Annotated in this window: 14 protein-coding genes; 9 read left to right on the forward strand and 5 right to left on the reverse strand. The window is 71.5% G+C overall.

The features are described from left to right. Window positions 1-4 precede the first annotated feature (4 nt). The 3 genes from HNP44_RS02605 to HNP44_RS02615 are packed head-to-tail and all read left to right on the forward strand — an operon-like array spanning window position 5 to window position 3,136. Window positions 5-2,095 (forward strand): acyl-CoA dehydrogenase, encoded by a 2,091-nt coding sequence (locus HNP44_RS02605; protein ID WP_259141598.1) that lies wholly within the window; start codon window positions 5-7, stop codon window positions 2,093-2,095. A 44-nt stretch (window positions 2,096-2,139) separates the two neighbouring features. Then, a complete protein-coding gene (locus HNP44_RS02610) occupies window positions 2,140-2,925 on the forward strand; it encodes a 2-keto-4-pentenoate hydratase (RefSeq protein ID WP_259141597.1) in 786 nt (261 codons plus the stop codon). A gap of 22 nt (window positions 2,926-2,947) precedes the next feature. Beyond that, window positions 2,948-3,136 carry a ferredoxin gene (locus HNP44_RS02615; RefSeq protein ID WP_013128373.1) on the forward strand — a complete coding sequence of 63 codons (189 nt, stop codon included), beginning with the start codon at window positions 2,948-2,950 and terminating at the stop codon, window positions 3,134-3,136. A 165-nt stretch (window positions 3,137-3,301) separates the two neighbouring features. Here the strand turns inward: HNP44_RS02615 and dmpG are convergent, their stop codons facing one another. Beyond that, window positions 3,302-4,351 (reverse strand): 4-hydroxy-2-oxovalerate aldolase, encoded by a 1,050-nt coding sequence (gene dmpG, locus HNP44_RS02620; RefSeq protein WP_259141596.1) that lies wholly within the window; start codon window positions 4,349-4,351, stop codon window positions 3,302-3,304. Then, window positions 4,348-5,256 (reverse strand): acetaldehyde dehydrogenase (acetylating), encoded by a 909-nt coding sequence (locus tag HNP44_RS02625; RefSeq protein WP_259141595.1) that lies wholly within the window; start codon window positions 5,254-5,256, stop codon window positions 4,348-4,350. The genes dmpG and HNP44_RS02625 overlap by 4 nt, the downstream gene beginning before the upstream one ends. Before the next feature lie 151 nt (window positions 5,257-5,407). Here HNP44_RS02625 and HNP44_RS02630 point away from each other — a divergent pair, with 151 nt between their 5' ends. From HNP44_RS02630 to HNP44_RS02640, 3 genes are read left to right on the forward strand one after another with little or no spacing between them, the layout of a single operon-like run. Next, window positions 5,408-6,625: a cytochrome P450 gene (locus HNP44_RS02630; protein WP_259141594.1), complete on the forward strand. Its 1,218-nt coding sequence runs from the start codon at window positions 5,408-5,410 to the stop codon at window positions 6,623-6,625. A 5-nt stretch (window positions 6,626-6,630) separates the two neighbouring features. Then, complete coding sequence (locus HNP44_RS02635) at window positions 6,631-7,200, forward strand: TetR/AcrR family transcriptional regulator (RefSeq protein WP_259141593.1); 570 nt, start codon at window positions 6,631-6,633, stop codon at window positions 7,198-7,200. Window positions 7,201-7,235: 35 nt separating this feature from the next. Beyond that, the gene (locus HNP44_RS02640) at window positions 7,236-7,988 is read left to right on the forward strand and encodes an IclR family transcriptional regulator (protein ID WP_259141592.1); all 753 of its coding nucleotides are present in this window, start codon (window positions 7,236-7,238) and stop codon (window positions 7,986-7,988) included. 49 nt (window positions 7,989-8,037) lie between these two features. On the opposite strand, the gene HNP44_RS02645 is transcribed toward HNP44_RS02640, so the two are convergent. The 3 genes from HNP44_RS02645 to HNP44_RS02655 are packed head-to-tail and all read right to left on the reverse strand — an operon-like array spanning window position 8,038 to window position 10,394. Beyond that, window positions 8,038-8,727 (reverse strand): nuclear transport factor 2 family protein, encoded by a 690-nt coding sequence (locus tag HNP44_RS02645; RefSeq protein ID WP_259141591.1) that lies wholly within the window; start codon window positions 8,725-8,727, stop codon window positions 8,038-8,040. Beyond that, entirely contained in the window at window positions 8,728-9,501 is a 774-nt protein-coding gene (locus HNP44_RS02650) for a glucose 1-dehydrogenase (RefSeq protein WP_259141590.1), read from the reverse strand. A gap of 2 nt (window positions 9,502-9,503) precedes the next feature. Then, complete coding sequence (locus HNP44_RS02655; RefSeq protein ID WP_259141589.1) at window positions 9,504-10,394, reverse strand: 3-oxoacyl-ACP reductase; 891 nt, start codon at window positions 10,392-10,394, stop codon at window positions 9,504-9,506. A 121-nt stretch (window positions 10,395-10,515) separates the two neighbouring features. On the opposite strand from HNP44_RS02655, the gene HNP44_RS02660 reads away from it, so the two are divergent. Genes HNP44_RS02660 through HNP44_RS02670 form a run of 3 tightly spaced genes read left to right on the forward strand, consistent with a single transcriptional unit; the run spans window position 10,516 to window position 14,435 of the window. Beyond that, on the forward strand, window positions 10,516-11,697 hold the full coding sequence (locus HNP44_RS02660; protein ID WP_259141588.1) for an acyl-CoA dehydrogenase family protein: 1,182 nt from the start codon (window positions 10,516-10,518) through the stop codon (window positions 11,695-11,697). Window positions 11,698-11,712: 15 nt separating this feature from the next. Next, on the forward strand, window positions 11,713-12,795 hold the full coding sequence (locus tag HNP44_RS02665; RefSeq protein WP_259141587.1) for an acyl-CoA dehydrogenase family protein: 1,083 nt from the start codon (window positions 11,713-11,715) through the stop codon (window positions 12,793-12,795). Then, window positions 12,792-14,435, forward strand: coding sequence for a GMC family oxidoreductase (locus tag HNP44_RS02670; protein WP_259141586.1), 1,644 nt, complete (start codon window positions 12,792-12,794; stop codon window positions 14,433-14,435). Before HNP44_RS02665 ends, HNP44_RS02670 begins: the two co-directional genes overlap by 4 nt.

Genomic DNA, 14,435 nt, shown 5'->3' on the forward strand with positions numbered 1-14,435 from the left:
AACCGTGGCCCTCGCGATCACCGATGTCCAGACCGCCCTCGCCGAGTCGATCCGCGATTGGGCCGAGCGCGCGCACCCCGTCGACGCGGTCCGCTCCGGAGATGCCGGCGCGGTCGAGAAGGCCTGGCGCGGACTGGCGGAGATCGGAGTCTTCGGCATCACGCTGAGCGAGGACCTCGGCGGGTTCGGCGGCACCCCCGACGACGCCGCGGCCGCCGTCGAGGCCGCGACCGCCGTCCTCGCCCCCGGCCCCGTAGCCGGCACCATCGCGGTGGGAGTCCTACTGGAGCGGTACCTGAGCGGGACGGACCGGCTCGCCGCCGTGCGTGCGGATCTCGCCGCCGGTGAGGCGCGGGCCGCGCTCGTCGTCGACGGCGACGGCGCGCTCGCGCCCGACGCCACCCCACAGTCCCACCTGCTCGTCGAGTCCTCCTCGGGCGCCTGGCACCTACTCCCGCCAGGGCACGCCGGTGTGACCGTCGAGCCGCTGCCCGGCCTCGACACCTCGCGGCCGCTCGCCCGGATCCACCTGGAGGCCCCCGACTTCGACACGGCCACCGAGATCCCCGGGCTGACCTCCGACGACGCCCGCGCCGCGCTCGCCACGTTCGCCGCGGCCGAGGCCGCCGGCGTCGCCGCCTGGGCCCTCCGCACCGCCGCCGACTACTCGAAGGTGCGCGTCCAGTTCGGCAAGCCGATCGGCTCCTTCCAGGCGATCAAGCAGATCGTCGCCGACATGCTGTGCCGCGCCGAGCAGTCCGCTGCGCTGGCCTGGGACTCGGCACGATCCGTCGGCGCCGGGGCGGAGCACCACCTGGCGGCCGCCCTCGCCGCCGCGGGCGCCCTCGACGCCGCCGCGGCGAACGCCAAGGACGCGATCCAGGTGCTCGGCGGCATCGGCTTCACCTTCGAGCACGACGCGCACCTCTACCTGCGGCGCGCCACGGCGCTGCGACTGCTGCTCGGCGACACCCCCGGATGGCGCACGCGCGCCGCGGAACTCGCGCTGGCCGGCGTCCGCCGCGGGCTGGACTACGAGGTCGAAGGCGATCATAGCGCCGCCGCCGCCGAGGCCGAACGGATCGCGGCGATGACCGCGGGCGAGCAGCGGCGCGCCCTCGCGGAATCCGGCTTGCTGGTACCGCACTGGGATCCGCCCTACGGACGCGGCGCGCGGCCCGCGGAGCAGCTGGTCCTCGACGGGGCGTTGGAGGCCGCCGGCGTCGAGCGCCCGACGCTGGTGATCGGGGCGTGGGCGGCACCCACCATTCTCGAACACGGCACACCGGAGCAGGCCGAGCGCTTCGTCTGGCCGACGCTGCACGGCGAGATCAGCTGGTGCCAGCTGTTCAGCGAGCCCGAAGCCGGTTCCGACCTGGCGTCGCTGCGGACGAAGGCGACCCGGGTCGAGGGCGGATGGTCGCTCACCGGACAGAAGGTGTGGACCTCCCTCGCGCACGAGGCCGACTGGGCGATCTGCCTGGCGCGCACCGATCCCGACGCCCCGAAGCACAAGGGCATCACCTACTTCCTCGTCGACATGCTCTCCGACGGCATCGACGTGCGGCCGCTCCGCGAGATCACCGGCGACGTGCGGTTCAACGAGGTCTTCCTCGAGGACGTCTTCGTCCCCGACGACTGCGTCGTCGGCGCGGTGAACGGCGGCTGGCGACTCGCCCGCACCACCCTCGCCAACGAGCGGGTCGCGATGAGCGGCTCGGGCCTCGGCGCGCGGCTCGAATCCCTGCTCGCCGATCCCGGGCCGGACGCCGATCTCGAGTCGCTCGGCAGCCTCATCGCCGAGGCCGCCTCGTGCACCCTCCTCGACCTGCGCGCCGTCATCGCGAGCGTCGGCGGACAGGATCCGGGTGCCTCGTCCAGCGTGCGCAAGCTCGTCGGGGTGCAGCATCGGCAGGCCGTCGCGGAGGCGTGCCTGCGGCGCCTCGGGTCCGACGGTGCCGTCGCCGGCCCGGAGGACCCCGCCGACGCGCGGTACGAGTTCCTGCTGACCCGGTGCCTCTCGATCGCGGGCGGCACGTCGCAGATCCTGCGGAACGTCGCCGCGGAGCAGCTCCTCGGGCTCCCCCGCTCCTGAGTCGTTCCCTACCGCAGAACTGAAACCTGTTCTAGTATTCGAGCATGGACGATTCCGCTGTCTCCGCCGCCGCAGACGCGCTCCTCGGCGCGCATGCCGCGTGCGCGCCGATCGACCCGATCATCGGCATGTTCCCCGACGCCACGATCACCGACGCCTACCGCATCCAGCAGGAGCAGGTGCGGCGCTGGGAGGCCGCGGGCGACGTCGTGAAGGGCCACAAGGTGGGGCTCGCCTCGCTCGCGATGCAGCGGCAGATGAACGTCTTCGAACCGGATTTCGGGCACCTCACCGCGTCGATGTTCCATCTGGAGCAGATGCCGATCGACACGTCCTCGTGGATGCAGCCGCGGATCGAGCCGGAGATCGCCTTCGTACTCGGTCGCGAGCTGCGCGGACCGGGCGTCACGGTGGCCGACGCGATCCGCGCCGTCGACTTCGTGGTCCCCGCGCTCGAGGTGGTCGACTCGCGGATCAAGGACTGGAACATCTCCATCGTCGACACGGTCGCCGACAACGCCTCGTCGGGCGGGGTGATCCTGGGCAGCCGCCCCGCCCGCCTCACCGACGTCGACCTGCGCACCGTCGGGTGCACCTTCCGGATCAGCGGCGAGCAGGTGGGCACGGGCGCCGGCGGCGCCGTCCTCGGCTCGCCGATCAACGCGCTGGTCTGGCTCGCGAACACCGTCGGCCCGCTCGGCACCGCGCTCGAGCCCGGCCACGTCGTGCTGCCCGGCTCCATGACGCGCGCCGAACCCGTGCGCGCCGGAGACATCATCGTCGCCGACATGGGACCCCTGGGCTCCGTGACAGCCGTCCTCGCCCCCTGACCGACCCCGAACGGAGAACACCATGAAGATCATCATCGGCGACGCCTGCACCGGCTTCGGTGTCTGCGAGGGCATCCGCCCCGACGTCTTCGAGGTCAACGACGAGGGCTTCGCCGAGGCCACCGACGAAGGCCTCACCGACGCGGACCGCGAGGACATCGAGTACGCGGCCTCCCAGTGCCCCACCCAGGCCATCCGCATCGAGAACTGACCGCGCTGCCGCACCATCGACACCTCGCTTCGCTCGACCGCGCTCCCTAGCGGGACGGTCACCTCCCCAGGTCCATGGACCTGGGGAGTGCACGCCACGCGGCGGCGCTGCACGTCCCGCTAGGGAGGGTCCGACGGTGCCGCCCGGGCACCGTCGGGCCGCCCGTCAGACCTTCTGGGCTGCGGACATCTCCACGGCGATGGCGATGATCATGTCCTCCTGGCCGCCCACGTAGCCGCGGCGGCCGCACTCGTAGAGGATCTCGTACGCGGGCACGTCGTAGCGCTCCGCGGCCCGCTCCGCGTGCAGCAGGAAGCTGGAGTACACGCCCGCGGCGCCCTGGACGATCGAGCTGCGGTCCATCACCGGCAGGCGCGTGATGTACGGCTTCACCACCTCCTCCGCGGCGGCCATGAGCGCGTCCTTATCGGTGCCGGTCCGCACGCCGAGCTTCTCGAAGGCGGCCGAGAGGACCTCGGTCGGCGAATTGCCCGCGCCCGCACCGAGGGCCAGCAGGGAACCGTCGATCTGCTTCGCCCCGGCGCGATAGGCGAGCACCGAGTTGGCGACGCCGAAGCTCAGGTTCTGGTGGCCGTGGTAGCCCACCTGCGCGTCCTCGCCGAGCTCCGCCACGAGCGCGGCGACGCGATCGCCGGCGTCCTCGAGGATGAGCGCGCCGGCCGAGTCGACGACGTAGACGCACTGGCAGCCCGCGTCGGCCATGATGCGCGCCTGCTTCGCCAGCGCCTCGGGCGTGGACATGTGCGAGAGCATGAGGAAGCCGACGGTCTCGAGGCCCAGTTCCCGTGCGGCCCCGAAGTGCTGGATCGAGACGTCCGCCTCGGTGCAGTGGGTCGCGATGCGCAGCGTGCCGGCGCCGAGGTCGGCCGCGACGCGGATGTCCTCGACGGTGCCGAGGCCGGGGAGCATGAGCACGGCGATCTTCGCCTGCTGCGCCTCATCGACCGCGGCGGCGATCAGCTTGCGCTCGTCTACCAGCGAGAAGCCGTAGTTGAAGGTGCTGCCGCCGAGGCCGTCGCCGTGGGTCACCTCGATGAGCGAGACGCCCGCGTCGTCGAGTGCGCGCACGGTGTCGCGCACGTTCTGCTCGGTGAACTGGTGCGCCATCGCGTGACTGCCGTCGCGCAGCGACGTGTCGACGATGCGGACGTCCCGGTTCGGGTCGCTCCAGAGGTCGCCGTTGATGCCGATCATGCGTTCACTCCTGCCAGGATGCGCTGCGCGAGCAGCTCGCCGGCGCGCGCGGCGGCGGCGGTCATGATGTCGAGGTTGCCCGCGTAGGTGGGCAGGTAGTCGCCGTTGCCGGCGACCTCCAGGAAGACCGCGACGCGCGCCTTGCCCTCCCAGCCGGGCCGGGGCTCGTCGTACTGCGGCGGAGCCTTGAGCGTGTAGCCCGGGACGTACGCCTGCACGTCGGCCACCATCTTCTCGATCGAGGCGGTGATCGCGTCGCGGTCGGCGTCGGGGTCGATGGCGCAGAACACGGTGTCGCGCATGATCATCGGCGGCTCGACCGGGTTGATGATGATGATCGCCTTGCCTTTGGCGGCGCCGCCGACCTCCTCGATAGCGCGGGCGGTGGTCTCCGTGAACTCGTCGATGTTGGCGCGCGTGCCGGGCCCCGCGGAGCGCGACGATACCGACGCGACGATCTCCGCGTAGCTCACGGGCGTCACGCGGCTGACCGCGTGCACGATCGGAATCGTCGCCTGTCCGCCGCAGGTGATCATGTTGACGTTGGGCGCGTCCAGTTGAGACTCCAGGTTCACCACCGGACAGGCCAGCGGGCCGACGGCCGCGGGCGTGAGATCGACGGCGACGATGCCCGCCTCCGCGTACCGCGGGGCGTTGGCGCGGTGCGCCTTCGCCGACGTCGCTTCGAAGATCAACTGCGGCGGCTCCGGCCGCGCGAGCAGCCAGTCCACCCCCTCGGCCGAGGTCTCGAGCCCGAGCTCGGCGGCGCGCTTGAGGCCGTCCGATTCCGGGTCGACGCCCACCATGTAGCGCACGTCCACGTGCTCGCTCCGTCGCAGTTTGGCCAGCAGGTCGGTGCCGATGTTGCCGGGCCCGACGATCGCCGCAATCACTTTCTCTGTCATGCCGCCATCGTCGGCCGGGCAGCGCGGCCGCGTCCACGCCCTCGTTCCGGTGAGCGGGACGCTTGGCCGAGCAGATCCGTCATTGACGAATTCTGTTATTCATCTTACAGTCGAGACGTCTATCTACTTTTGTCTCACATCGGAGCACGCCATGCCCGCCACCACCTTCGCCCCGCGCTCCTCCGAGACCTGGGCGGACCCGTTCCCCCTGTACCGGGAACTCCGCGCCACCGGGGCGGTACACAGAGCCGAGGCACTGGACGGCGAGGAGCTCGAGTACTACGTCCTACCCCGGCACGCCGACGTGTGGCGCGCGCTGCGCGAGCCCGGCGACTTCTCGTCCGCGCAGGGGCTGACGCTGCACTACGGCGAGCTCGAGAAGATCGGCCTGCAGGAGAACCCGCCCATGGTGATGCAGGATCCGCCGGTGCACACCGCATTCCGCCGCCTCGTCGCGCGCGGCTTCACGCCGCGACAGGTCGCCGCGATCGAGCCCGCCGTCCGCGCCTTCGTCGTGGAGCGCATCGAGCACCTCCGCGCACAGGGCAGCGGAGACATCGTGCACGAGCTGTTCAAGCCACTCCCGTCCATGGTGGTCGCGCACTACCTGGGCGTCCCCGCCGCCGACCGCGGGCGCTTCGACGGCTGGACCGAGAGCATCGTCGCCGCGAACTCCGGCGGCGGAGACCTCGCGTCGGTGGTCGCCTCCGCCGCCGACGCGGTCGGCGAGCTCATGGCCTACTTCGCGGCGTTGATCGAGCGGCGGCGCACCGAGCCCGAGGACGACGTGGTCTCGCACCTGGTCGCGGCCGGCGTCGGTGCCGACGGGGACCCGGCGGGCGTGATCTCGATCCTCGGCTTCACGTTCACCATGGTCGCCGGCGGCAACGACACCACGACGGGCCTGCTCGGCGGTGCCGTCCAGCTCCTACAGCGCAACCCCGAGCAGCGACGTCTCCTGGCCGCGGATCCGGCGCTCATCCCGGGCGCCGTCGAGGAGTTCCTTCGGCTCACCTCGCCGGTGCAGGGACTCGGCCGCACCACCACCCGCCCCGTGGACGTCGACGGGACCACGATCCCCGCCGACCGCCGGGTCCTCCTGCTCTACGGCTCGGCGAACCGCGACGAGCGGGTCTTCGGCGCGGACGCCGATGAGCTCGACGTCACGCGCAACCCGCGCAACATCCTCACCTTCGCGCAGGGGCCGCACCACTGCCTGGGTGCCGCGGCCGCGCGCATGCAGTCGCGCGTCGCCCTCGAGGAACTGCTGGCCCGCATCCCGCAGTTCGCCGTCGATCTCGACGAGGTGCGCTGGGCGCCCGGCGCGTACGTGCGCCGACCGACGACGGTGCCGATCTCCGTAGGATGACCGCCATGACTTCCGCCACGCCGAACAGCTGGGCCGCGGCCGCCCGGTCCGGCGCGGCGGAGCGCATCCTCGACGCCGCGGCCGGCTTGTTCGCCGAGCACGGCGTCGCCGCGGTGGGCATGGACGACATCGCCCGGGCCGCGGGCTGCTCCCGCGCCACGCTCTACCGGTACTTCGCCAACCGCGAGCTGCTGCGGTCCGCGTACGTGCTGCGCGAGATGTCCAGGGCCCTCGACCACCTCGCGTCGACCGAGCCGCCGTCCGGATCCGCCCCGGAGCATCTCGTCGCCGTGATCGAGACGGCGATCGCCTACGTGCGGGACCGGCCGGAGTTGCTCGCCTGGTTCGCCTCGGAGGACTTCGCCGTGGGTCCGGTCCTCGCCGAGAACGCCGGAGCGCTCGCCGCGGCGGCGGCGCGCTCCCGCGTCTCCACCGACCTCCCCCAGCTCGCCGATCCGCAGGTCTTCGACTGGGTCGTCCGGGTCATCGTCGGGCTCCTCGCCCACCCCGGGGCGAGCGACGAGTACGAGCACGAGCTCCTCGTCCGGTTCGTCGGGCCGATCGTCCACGGATAGCCGCCCACCGGGTCCCGGCCTGGCACACTGGAGGCATGTGTCCCGCTCAGCGGAACGACGGTGCCACCGTCGACCGCATCTCCGCCCTGCTGTCGACCTACCGTCCCGGCGACGGCGGGCTCGGGGTGTCCGAGCTGGCGCGGCGCACAGACCTACCCAAGTCGACGGTGCACCGCCTCACGGGGCACCTCGTGGCCGCCGGACTCCTCGAGCGGTCGGGAACCGACCTGCGACTAGGCGTGCGACTCTTCGAGATCGGGCAGCTCGCCACGGGCCATCGCGACCTCGTCGACGCCGCGCGGCCGGTGCTCGCCGACCTCCGCTCCGCGACCCGCAACACCGTCCACCTCGCACGCCTCGAGGGCACCGAGGTCGTCTACTTCGAGGTCCTGCCCGGACCGGACGCGCCGGACCTGCCGTCGCGCGTGGGGGGCCGCATGCCCGCACACGCCACCGGTGTGGGCAAGGCGATCCTCGCGTTCGCCGACGACGCCGTCGTCGACGGCGTGATCGCGGCGGGCCTGCCGCGCGTGAGCACCCGCACCATCACCTCCCCGGCGATCCTGCGCCGACAGCTGCAGCGGATCCGCGACGAAGGCGTGGCGTACGAGCGGGAGGAGTCCGGCAGCGGCACCGTCTGCGTGGCCTGCCCCATCCTCGACGCCGACGGTGCCCCCGTCGCCGCGATCTCCGTAGCGGGCTGGAGCAACCGCATGCGCTCGGAGCGGGTCGGCCCCGCCGTCCGCGCCGCCGCCCTCATGCTCTCCCGCGTCACCGCCCCCCATTGAACGATGTTTTGGAGAGCATTTCCGCAGGTCGCGTTCTCCAAAACATCGTTCAATCGGGGAGGTGGAGGGTCAGTGCCGGTTCGGCGGTGCTGAAGTCGACGACGGCGAGGCCGCGGCGGGCACCGTCGTACACCGTGGCGGTCACCATCGGGCCCGAGGCGAGGACCTTGCCCACCTGCAGTCCGCGCAGGTGCAGCAATTCGGCGGCCCGCCGTCGCCCCGCGCCGCCGACGCCGCGGACCCCTCCGAGGAAGCCCAGCGCGGCGCGCGACCCGAGGGTGCGGAACAGCCGGGGCCCGAGGAGCGCGCCCGCAGCGAGCCCACGCGGGCCGGAGAGCAGCAGCGCGGTGATCATGCCGCGCAGCTCCCAGTGCGCATACAGACCTGTGATGGCGGCGCCACTGGGCCCGTCGGTCACGGTGTAGCGCAAGTGCATCGGGATGTGCAGCGTGACGCCCGTGCTCATCGTTGTATGCACGGTGAGGTCACGGATCATGAGACCGCCGCTCTCGCCCGGGACGATGATGTCGTGCTCGACGTCGAAGACGATGCGGTTGGGCGCGATGAACATGTCGTAGAACCGCGCGATCGCCGCTGGATTCGTCTGCGGCAGCGGCCCGACCGGGTCGTGGACGGCACCCCCGGGCGCGAACAGCGCGGTCCAGGCATCCTTGTCGTGTGCCGCGACCGCGGCGGGAGACGCCTCCACTACCCGCCGGATCGCTTCGGTGCCAGGCATCTACAGCTTCAGTGCGTGTGTCGCGGTGGCACCGCCGTCGGCGACGAACTCGGCGCCGGTGCTGTAGCTCGCCTCATCGGAGGCGACGAAGAGCACCAGCGCGGCGATCTCGTCGGCGCTGCCCTGCCGGCCGATCGGCAGGCGCTGCTTGAGCCAGTCGGTGGGCGGCTCGTTGCCGCCCAGGGCGTCGGTCACCATCGCGGTGTCGATCATGCCGGGATGCACCGAGTTGACGCGGATACCGTACTGACCCAGCTCCATCGCCGCAGACTTGGTCATGCCGCGGATCGCGAATTTACTGGCGGTGTAGGCGGTCAGGTACGGCATGCCGCCCAGCCCCTCGACGGACGACGTGTTGACGATCGACCCACCGCCCGCGGTCTTCATCGGTTCCACAGCGGCACGCATGCCGAGGAAGCAGCCGAACTGGTTGATCCGGATCACGCGCTCGTAGTCGGCGAGGGCGGTCTGCTCCAGGGCCGAGAAGAAGAGCACGCCGGCGTTGTTGACCAGCACGTCGAGTCCGCCGAAGCGCTCCTGCACCTCGGCGACCGCGGCGGCCCAGTCGTCCTCGCTCGTCACGTCGAGGCGGCGGTACACCGCGGCGTCGCCGAGCTCGGCGGCGAACGCCTCGCCCTGCTCATCCAGGACATCGCCGAGCAGCACCTGCGCACCCTCGGCGACGAACCTCCGCGCGACCGCGGCGCCCTGACCGCGGGCGGCACCCGTAACGAGCGCACGCTTCCCGCTGAGCCGTCCAGTCGAGTTCGTCATGATCAGCCCTCCAGCTGTGCTGCGACGAACATGCGGTCGTCGCGGTCCGCGAAGTAGCCGCCCACGGCGGCGGCGAGATCGGCCTCATCCCACTGGCCGCCGTCGGCGTCGAAACGCGCCTCCAGGCGCGGCGGCGCCATCAGCGCGACCATGCCGCCGTGCACCACGAAAACCTGCCCGTTGACGCGGACGGCCTCGGGGCCGGCGAGAAATCGCACAAAGCGAGCAACATGATCAACGGACAGCGGGTCCACCGCGCTCTCAGGGGCGGCGTCGAAGACACCCTCCGTCATTGCAGTCCGGGCGCGAGGACAGATCGCGTTGGCACGCACGCCGTAGCGGCCGAGGCCCCGCGCCGTGGCGATGGTGAGCGCGGCGATTCCCGCCTTCGCGGCGGCGTAGTTGGGCTGCCCGACGGAGCCGAACAGGAACGCCTCCGAGGAGGTGTTGATCACGCGGCCGTAGACCTCGCCACCGGACGCCTTCGCGGCGTCGCGCCAGTACGCGGACACATTGCGGGAGAGCAGGAAGTGCCCGCGCAGGTGCACTCGGACGACGGAGTCGAACTCCTCGTCGGTCATCGAGAAGATCATCTTGTCGCGGCAGAAACCCGCGTTGTTGACCACGATGTGCACGCCGCCCAGCCGCTGCGCCGCGGCCATGAGCGCGTCGGCCGTCTCCCGGTCACCCGAGTCCCCCAGGACAAGCTCGGCGCGGCCGCCGGCGGACCGGATCCGCGCGACCACCTCCTCGGCCGCGGGCGAGACGTCGCCCACCACGACGGCGGCGCCGCCGCGGGCCAGCGCCAGCGCTTCGGCGCGACCCAGGCCGGCCCCCGCACCGGTCACGATCGCCACCTTGCCGTCCAGGCTCGCCACCTCTGCCCGCGTCATCTGCCACCCTTCGATGTAGGAACCTGTTCCACAACGGAGCCTGCGCTCCCTCTCCTGAGGAAAATACCGCCGACAGCGCCGTTCCGTTCCGCTTTTCTAGAACTTGTTCTACAGTGGCGCCATGCGGATCGACTATGCGCCGGAACAGCAGGAGCTGCGTGCCGAGCTGCGTGCGTACTTCGCCCAGCTGATGACCCCCGAGCGTCGCGAGGCCCTGCTCGGGCCGGGCGGCGAATACGGCGACGGGGAGGTGTACAAGGAGATCACGCGGACCCTCGGCAAGGACGGCTGGCTCGCGATCGGCTGGCCCGAGGAGTTCGGCGGCCAGGCCCGGCCCATGCTCGACCAGCTGATCTTCACCGACGAGGCCGCCGTCGCCGGCGTGCCCGTCCCCTTCCTCACGGTGAACACCGTGGGTCCTGCGATCATGGCCGGCGGCACCGCGGAGCAGAAGGCCGAGTTGCTGCCGAGCATCGCCGCCGGCGAGACCCACTTCTCCATCGGCTACTCCGAGCCCGAGGCTGGCACCGACCTCGCCGCCCTGCGCACCCGTGCGGTCCGCGACGGCGACGACTTCGTCATCAACGGCCAGAAGATGTGGACCTCGCTCATCGAGTACGCGGACTACATCTGGCTCGCCGCGCGGACGGACCCCGAGGCGCAGCGCCACCGCGGCGTCTCGATCCTCGTCGTGCCGACCGACCGCGAGGGCTTCTCCTGGACGAAGGTGCACACCGTCGCCGGGCCGGGCACCTCCGCCACCTACTACGAGGACGTCCGGGTGCCGGCCACTTCGGTGGTCGGCGAACTCCACGGCGGCTGGAAGCTCATCACCAACCAGCTCAACCACGAGCGGGTGGCGCTGACGTCCGCGGCGCCCCTGCTCGACTCGGAGCGCCAGGTGCGGCACTGGGCGCAGAACACCAAGCTGGCCGACGGTACGCGCGTGATCGACGCCGAGTGGGTGCAGACCCACCTCGCCCGCGTCTACGCCCACGCCCAGTACCTCAAGCTGCGGAACTGGAAGATCGCCTGGGCCGCGGACCACAGCGAGCTCGGCCCCGCCGACGCCTCCGCCACCAAGGTCTTCGGCACCGAGTACGCGACCGAGGGCTACCGCCTGCTGATGGAGGTGCTGGGCAGCGCCGGCATCATCCGCGCGAAGTCGCCGGGCACGCTATTGCGAGGACGGATCGAACGGCTGCACCGCAGTTCGCTGATCCTCACCTTCGGCGGCGGCACCAACGAGATCCAGCGCGACCTGATCGCGGGTGCCGGACTGCACCTGCCCGTGAGCCGCTGAGGCGAAGGAGGACCCATGGACTTCACCGTTCCCGAGGCGCAGACCGACCTCGCCGCGCTCACGCGACGGATCGCCGAGGACTGGTTCGCGAAGAACCCCAAGCCCGGCGATTCGGGCTTCTCCCGTGACCTGTGGGCCGTGCTGGCCCGGTCCGGCGTCCTCGACGCGGCGCTGCCCGCGACGGTCGGCGGCGGCGGTCTCGGCCTCACCGCGCACGCCGCGGTCCTCGCCGAGCTCGGTCGCACCGTCGCCCCCGCGCCGTACCTCGACACGATCCTCGTCGGCGCCGAGATCCTCGCCGAGTACGGCACGCCGGAGCAGATCGAGAAGTGGCTCGTCCCGGTGCTGCGGGGCGCCGACACCGTCGCGATCGTGCTCGGCGACGAGCACACCGGCTTCACTGCCACCGCCTCCGCCGACGGCTGGCGGCTCAACGGCGCGCAGACCGCGGTCTCGTCGGCCGCCTTCGCCGACACCCTACTGGTGGAGGCGGCCACGGTGGACGGCCCGGCGATGTTCCTGCTCCCCCGAGAGGCCAAGGGCATCAGCATCACCCGGCAGCACGTGGTGAACGGGTCCGACACCGCCCTCGTGGAGGCCGCCGCCGTACCGCTCCCGCGCGAGTCCCGGCTCGCCGGCGAGGGCGCACCCGCCCGCGCCCGTCGTCTCGCGACCATCGGCTGGTGCGCCCTGCAGGCCGGCATCACCGAGCGCGCCCTCGAACTGACCGCCGACTACGCCCGCACCCGCGAGCAGTTCGGCAAGCAGATCGGCAGCTTCCAGGCGGTGCGCCAGCGCCTCGCCGACGCGTACATCGACGTCGAGGCGGTCCGCCTCACCGTGCTCGAGGCCGCCTGGCGCGAGTCCGAGGGCCTCGACGCCGCAGCCGAGATCGCCACCGCCAAGTTCTGGGCCGCCGAGGCCGGGCACCGCGTGGCGCACACCACCGTCCACGTGCACGGCGGCGTCGGCATCGACACAGATCACCCCACCCATCGCTACTTCGTGGCGGCCAAGCGCGCGGAGTTCGCGCTCGGCGGCGCGACGGCCCATCTCCGCGCCCTCGGCGCGACCCTCGCCGGAAGGAATCCCGCATGATCCGCAAGCCGTACAAGACCGCGACCAGCGCGCTCGCGCCGAACGAGGCCGTCGACTACATCGTCATCGGTTCCGGCAGCGCCGGTTCGGTGGTGGCCGGCCGCCTGGCCGACACCGGTGCGACCGTCGCGCTGCTCGAGGCCGGCCGCAACGACAACACCCGGCTCGCCCAGGTACCGGGCATGATCTCGATGGTCCACACAGTGCCGCAGCTCAAGGCCCGGGTCGCGTGGAAGCAGTACTCGGTCCCGCAGAAGTTCGCCAACGATCGCCGGATCCCGATGACGCGCGGCAAGATCCTCGGCGGCTCGAGTTCGATCAACGGCATGCTCTTCGTGCGCGGCAACCGCGCGAACTACGACTCATGGGCCGCCGAGGGCGCGACCGGCTGGGACTACGAAGGCGTCCTCCCGGCGTTCAAGCGGCTCGAGAATTGGGAGGACGGCGCGACCGACCTCCGCGGTGCCGGCGGCCCCATCGAGGTCACACGTCAGCAGCACCTCACGGCGGCCACCCGGTCGTACATGCAGGCCCTGTCCTCCGCCCTCGACACACCGGTCATCGAGGACTACAACGGCCCCTCCCAGGAGGGCGTCAGCGTCTTCCAGCAGAGCGCCTCGGGCGGAACGCGGTTCAGCTCCGCGCACGGCTACCTCCGCGGCGCGCGACCGAACCTGCGGGTGCACGTGAACGCGCACGTCAAGCGGGTCGTCATCGAGAACGGCCGGGCCACCGGCGTCGAGGTGCTCGACGGGAACTCGGTCACCACCATCCGCGCGAATCGTGAGGTCATCGTCTCCGGCGGTGTGATCGGCACCCCGCAGATCCTCATGCTGTCCGGCATCGGGCCGGGCGCGCACCTGCGGGAGAAAGGGATCGACGTCCACGCGGACCTGCCCGTGGGGCAGAACCTGCACGACCACCTCTTCGTCCCGCTGACCTTCCTCATGAAGGACGCGGTGCACAAGGGCACCCCGCCGTACTTCGCGAAGGGCCTGCTCCAGGAGTGGCGCAAGCCCGGCGAGAGTTTCATGGCCAACACGGTCTTCGACGCCGCCGCCTTCGTGCGCACGTCGTACGCGAAGGACATCCCCGACCTGCAGATCCACTGCCTGCCGTGGAACTACCCGACGCCCAACCAGGACGCCGACAAGCTGCACATGGTGGATCCGCGACCGGGCCTGACGATCCTGCCCACGCTGATCTACCCGCAGAGCCGTGGCGAGCTGCGCCTCAATTCGGCGGATCCGTTGGAGCAGCCGTTGATCGACCCCGGCTACCTCTCCGATCCGCAGGACACCGAGGTGCTCATGGAGGGCATCGGCATGATCCGCGAGGTCATGCGCCACCCGTCGGTCGCGCCGATGGTGAGCGAGGAGTTCACCCCCGGCGCCGCCTACACGGACGACGCCGCCCTGCGCCGCGAGCTGCCGAACCGCGTGCACTCGGTGTACCACCCGGTGGGCACCTGCCGGATGGGCACCGACGAGCGCGCGGTCGTCGATCCGCAGTTGCGCGTCAATGGGATCGAGGGGCTGCGCGTCGCGGACGCCTCGATCATGCCGTCTATCACCGGCGGCAACACGAACGCGCCGTCGTACATGATCGGCGAGATGTGCGCGCGGTTCCTCGGCGCCTGA

Origin of the sequence: Tsukamurella ocularis, assembly GCF_024807615.1 — a bacterium.
In the GTDB taxonomy this organism is placed as follows: Bacteria; Actinomycetota; Actinomycetes; order Mycobacteriales; family Mycobacteriaceae; genus Tsukamurella; species Tsukamurella ocularis.

Excerpts from the sequence above, each read along its gene's own strand:
- HNP44_RS02610 (WP_259141597.1), top strand. The coding sequence starts at position 2,140 with ATGGACGATTCCGCTGTCTCCGCCGCCGCAGACGCGCTCCTCGGCGCG.
- HNP44_RS02615 (WP_013128373.1), top strand. The coding sequence starts at position 2,948 with ATGAAGATCATCATCGGCGACGCCTGCACCGGCTTCGGTGTCTGCGAG.
- dmpG (WP_259141596.1), bottom strand. The coding sequence starts at position 4,351 with ATGATCGGCATCAACGGCGACCTCTGGAGCGACCCGAACCGGGACGTC.
- HNP44_RS02625 (WP_259141595.1), bottom strand. The coding sequence starts at position 5,256 with ATGACAGAGAAAGTGATTGCGGCGATCGTCGGGCCCGGCAACATCGGC.
- HNP44_RS02630 (WP_259141594.1), top strand. The coding sequence starts at position 5,408 with ATGCCCGCCACCACCTTCGCCCCGCGCTCCTCCGAGACCTGGGCGGAC.
- HNP44_RS02635 (WP_259141593.1), top strand. The coding sequence starts at position 6,631 with ATGACTTCCGCCACGCCGAACAGCTGGGCCGCGGCCGCCCGGTCCGGC.
- HNP44_RS02640 (WP_259141592.1), top strand. The coding sequence starts at position 7,236 with ATGTGTCCCGCTCAGCGGAACGACGGTGCCACCGTCGACCGCATCTCC.
- HNP44_RS02645 (WP_259141591.1), bottom strand. The coding sequence starts at position 8,727 with ATGCCTGGCACCGAAGCGATCCGGCGGGTAGTGGAGGCGTCTCCCGCC.
- HNP44_RS02650 (WP_259141590.1), bottom strand. The coding sequence starts at position 9,501 with ATGACGAACTCGACTGGACGGCTCAGCGGGAAGCGTGCGCTCGTTACG.
- HNP44_RS02655 (WP_259141589.1), bottom strand. The coding sequence starts at position 10,394 with ATGACGCGGGCAGAGGTGGCGAGCCTGGACGGCAAGGTGGCGATCGTG.
- HNP44_RS02660 (WP_259141588.1), top strand. The coding sequence starts at position 10,516 with ATGCGGATCGACTATGCGCCGGAACAGCAGGAGCTGCGTGCCGAGCTG.
- HNP44_RS02665 (WP_259141587.1), top strand. The coding sequence starts at position 11,713 with ATGGACTTCACCGTTCCCGAGGCGCAGACCGACCTCGCCGCGCTCACG.
- HNP44_RS02670 (WP_259141586.1), top strand. The coding sequence starts at position 12,792 with ATGATCCGCAAGCCGTACAAGACCGCGACCAGCGCGCTCGCGCCGAAC.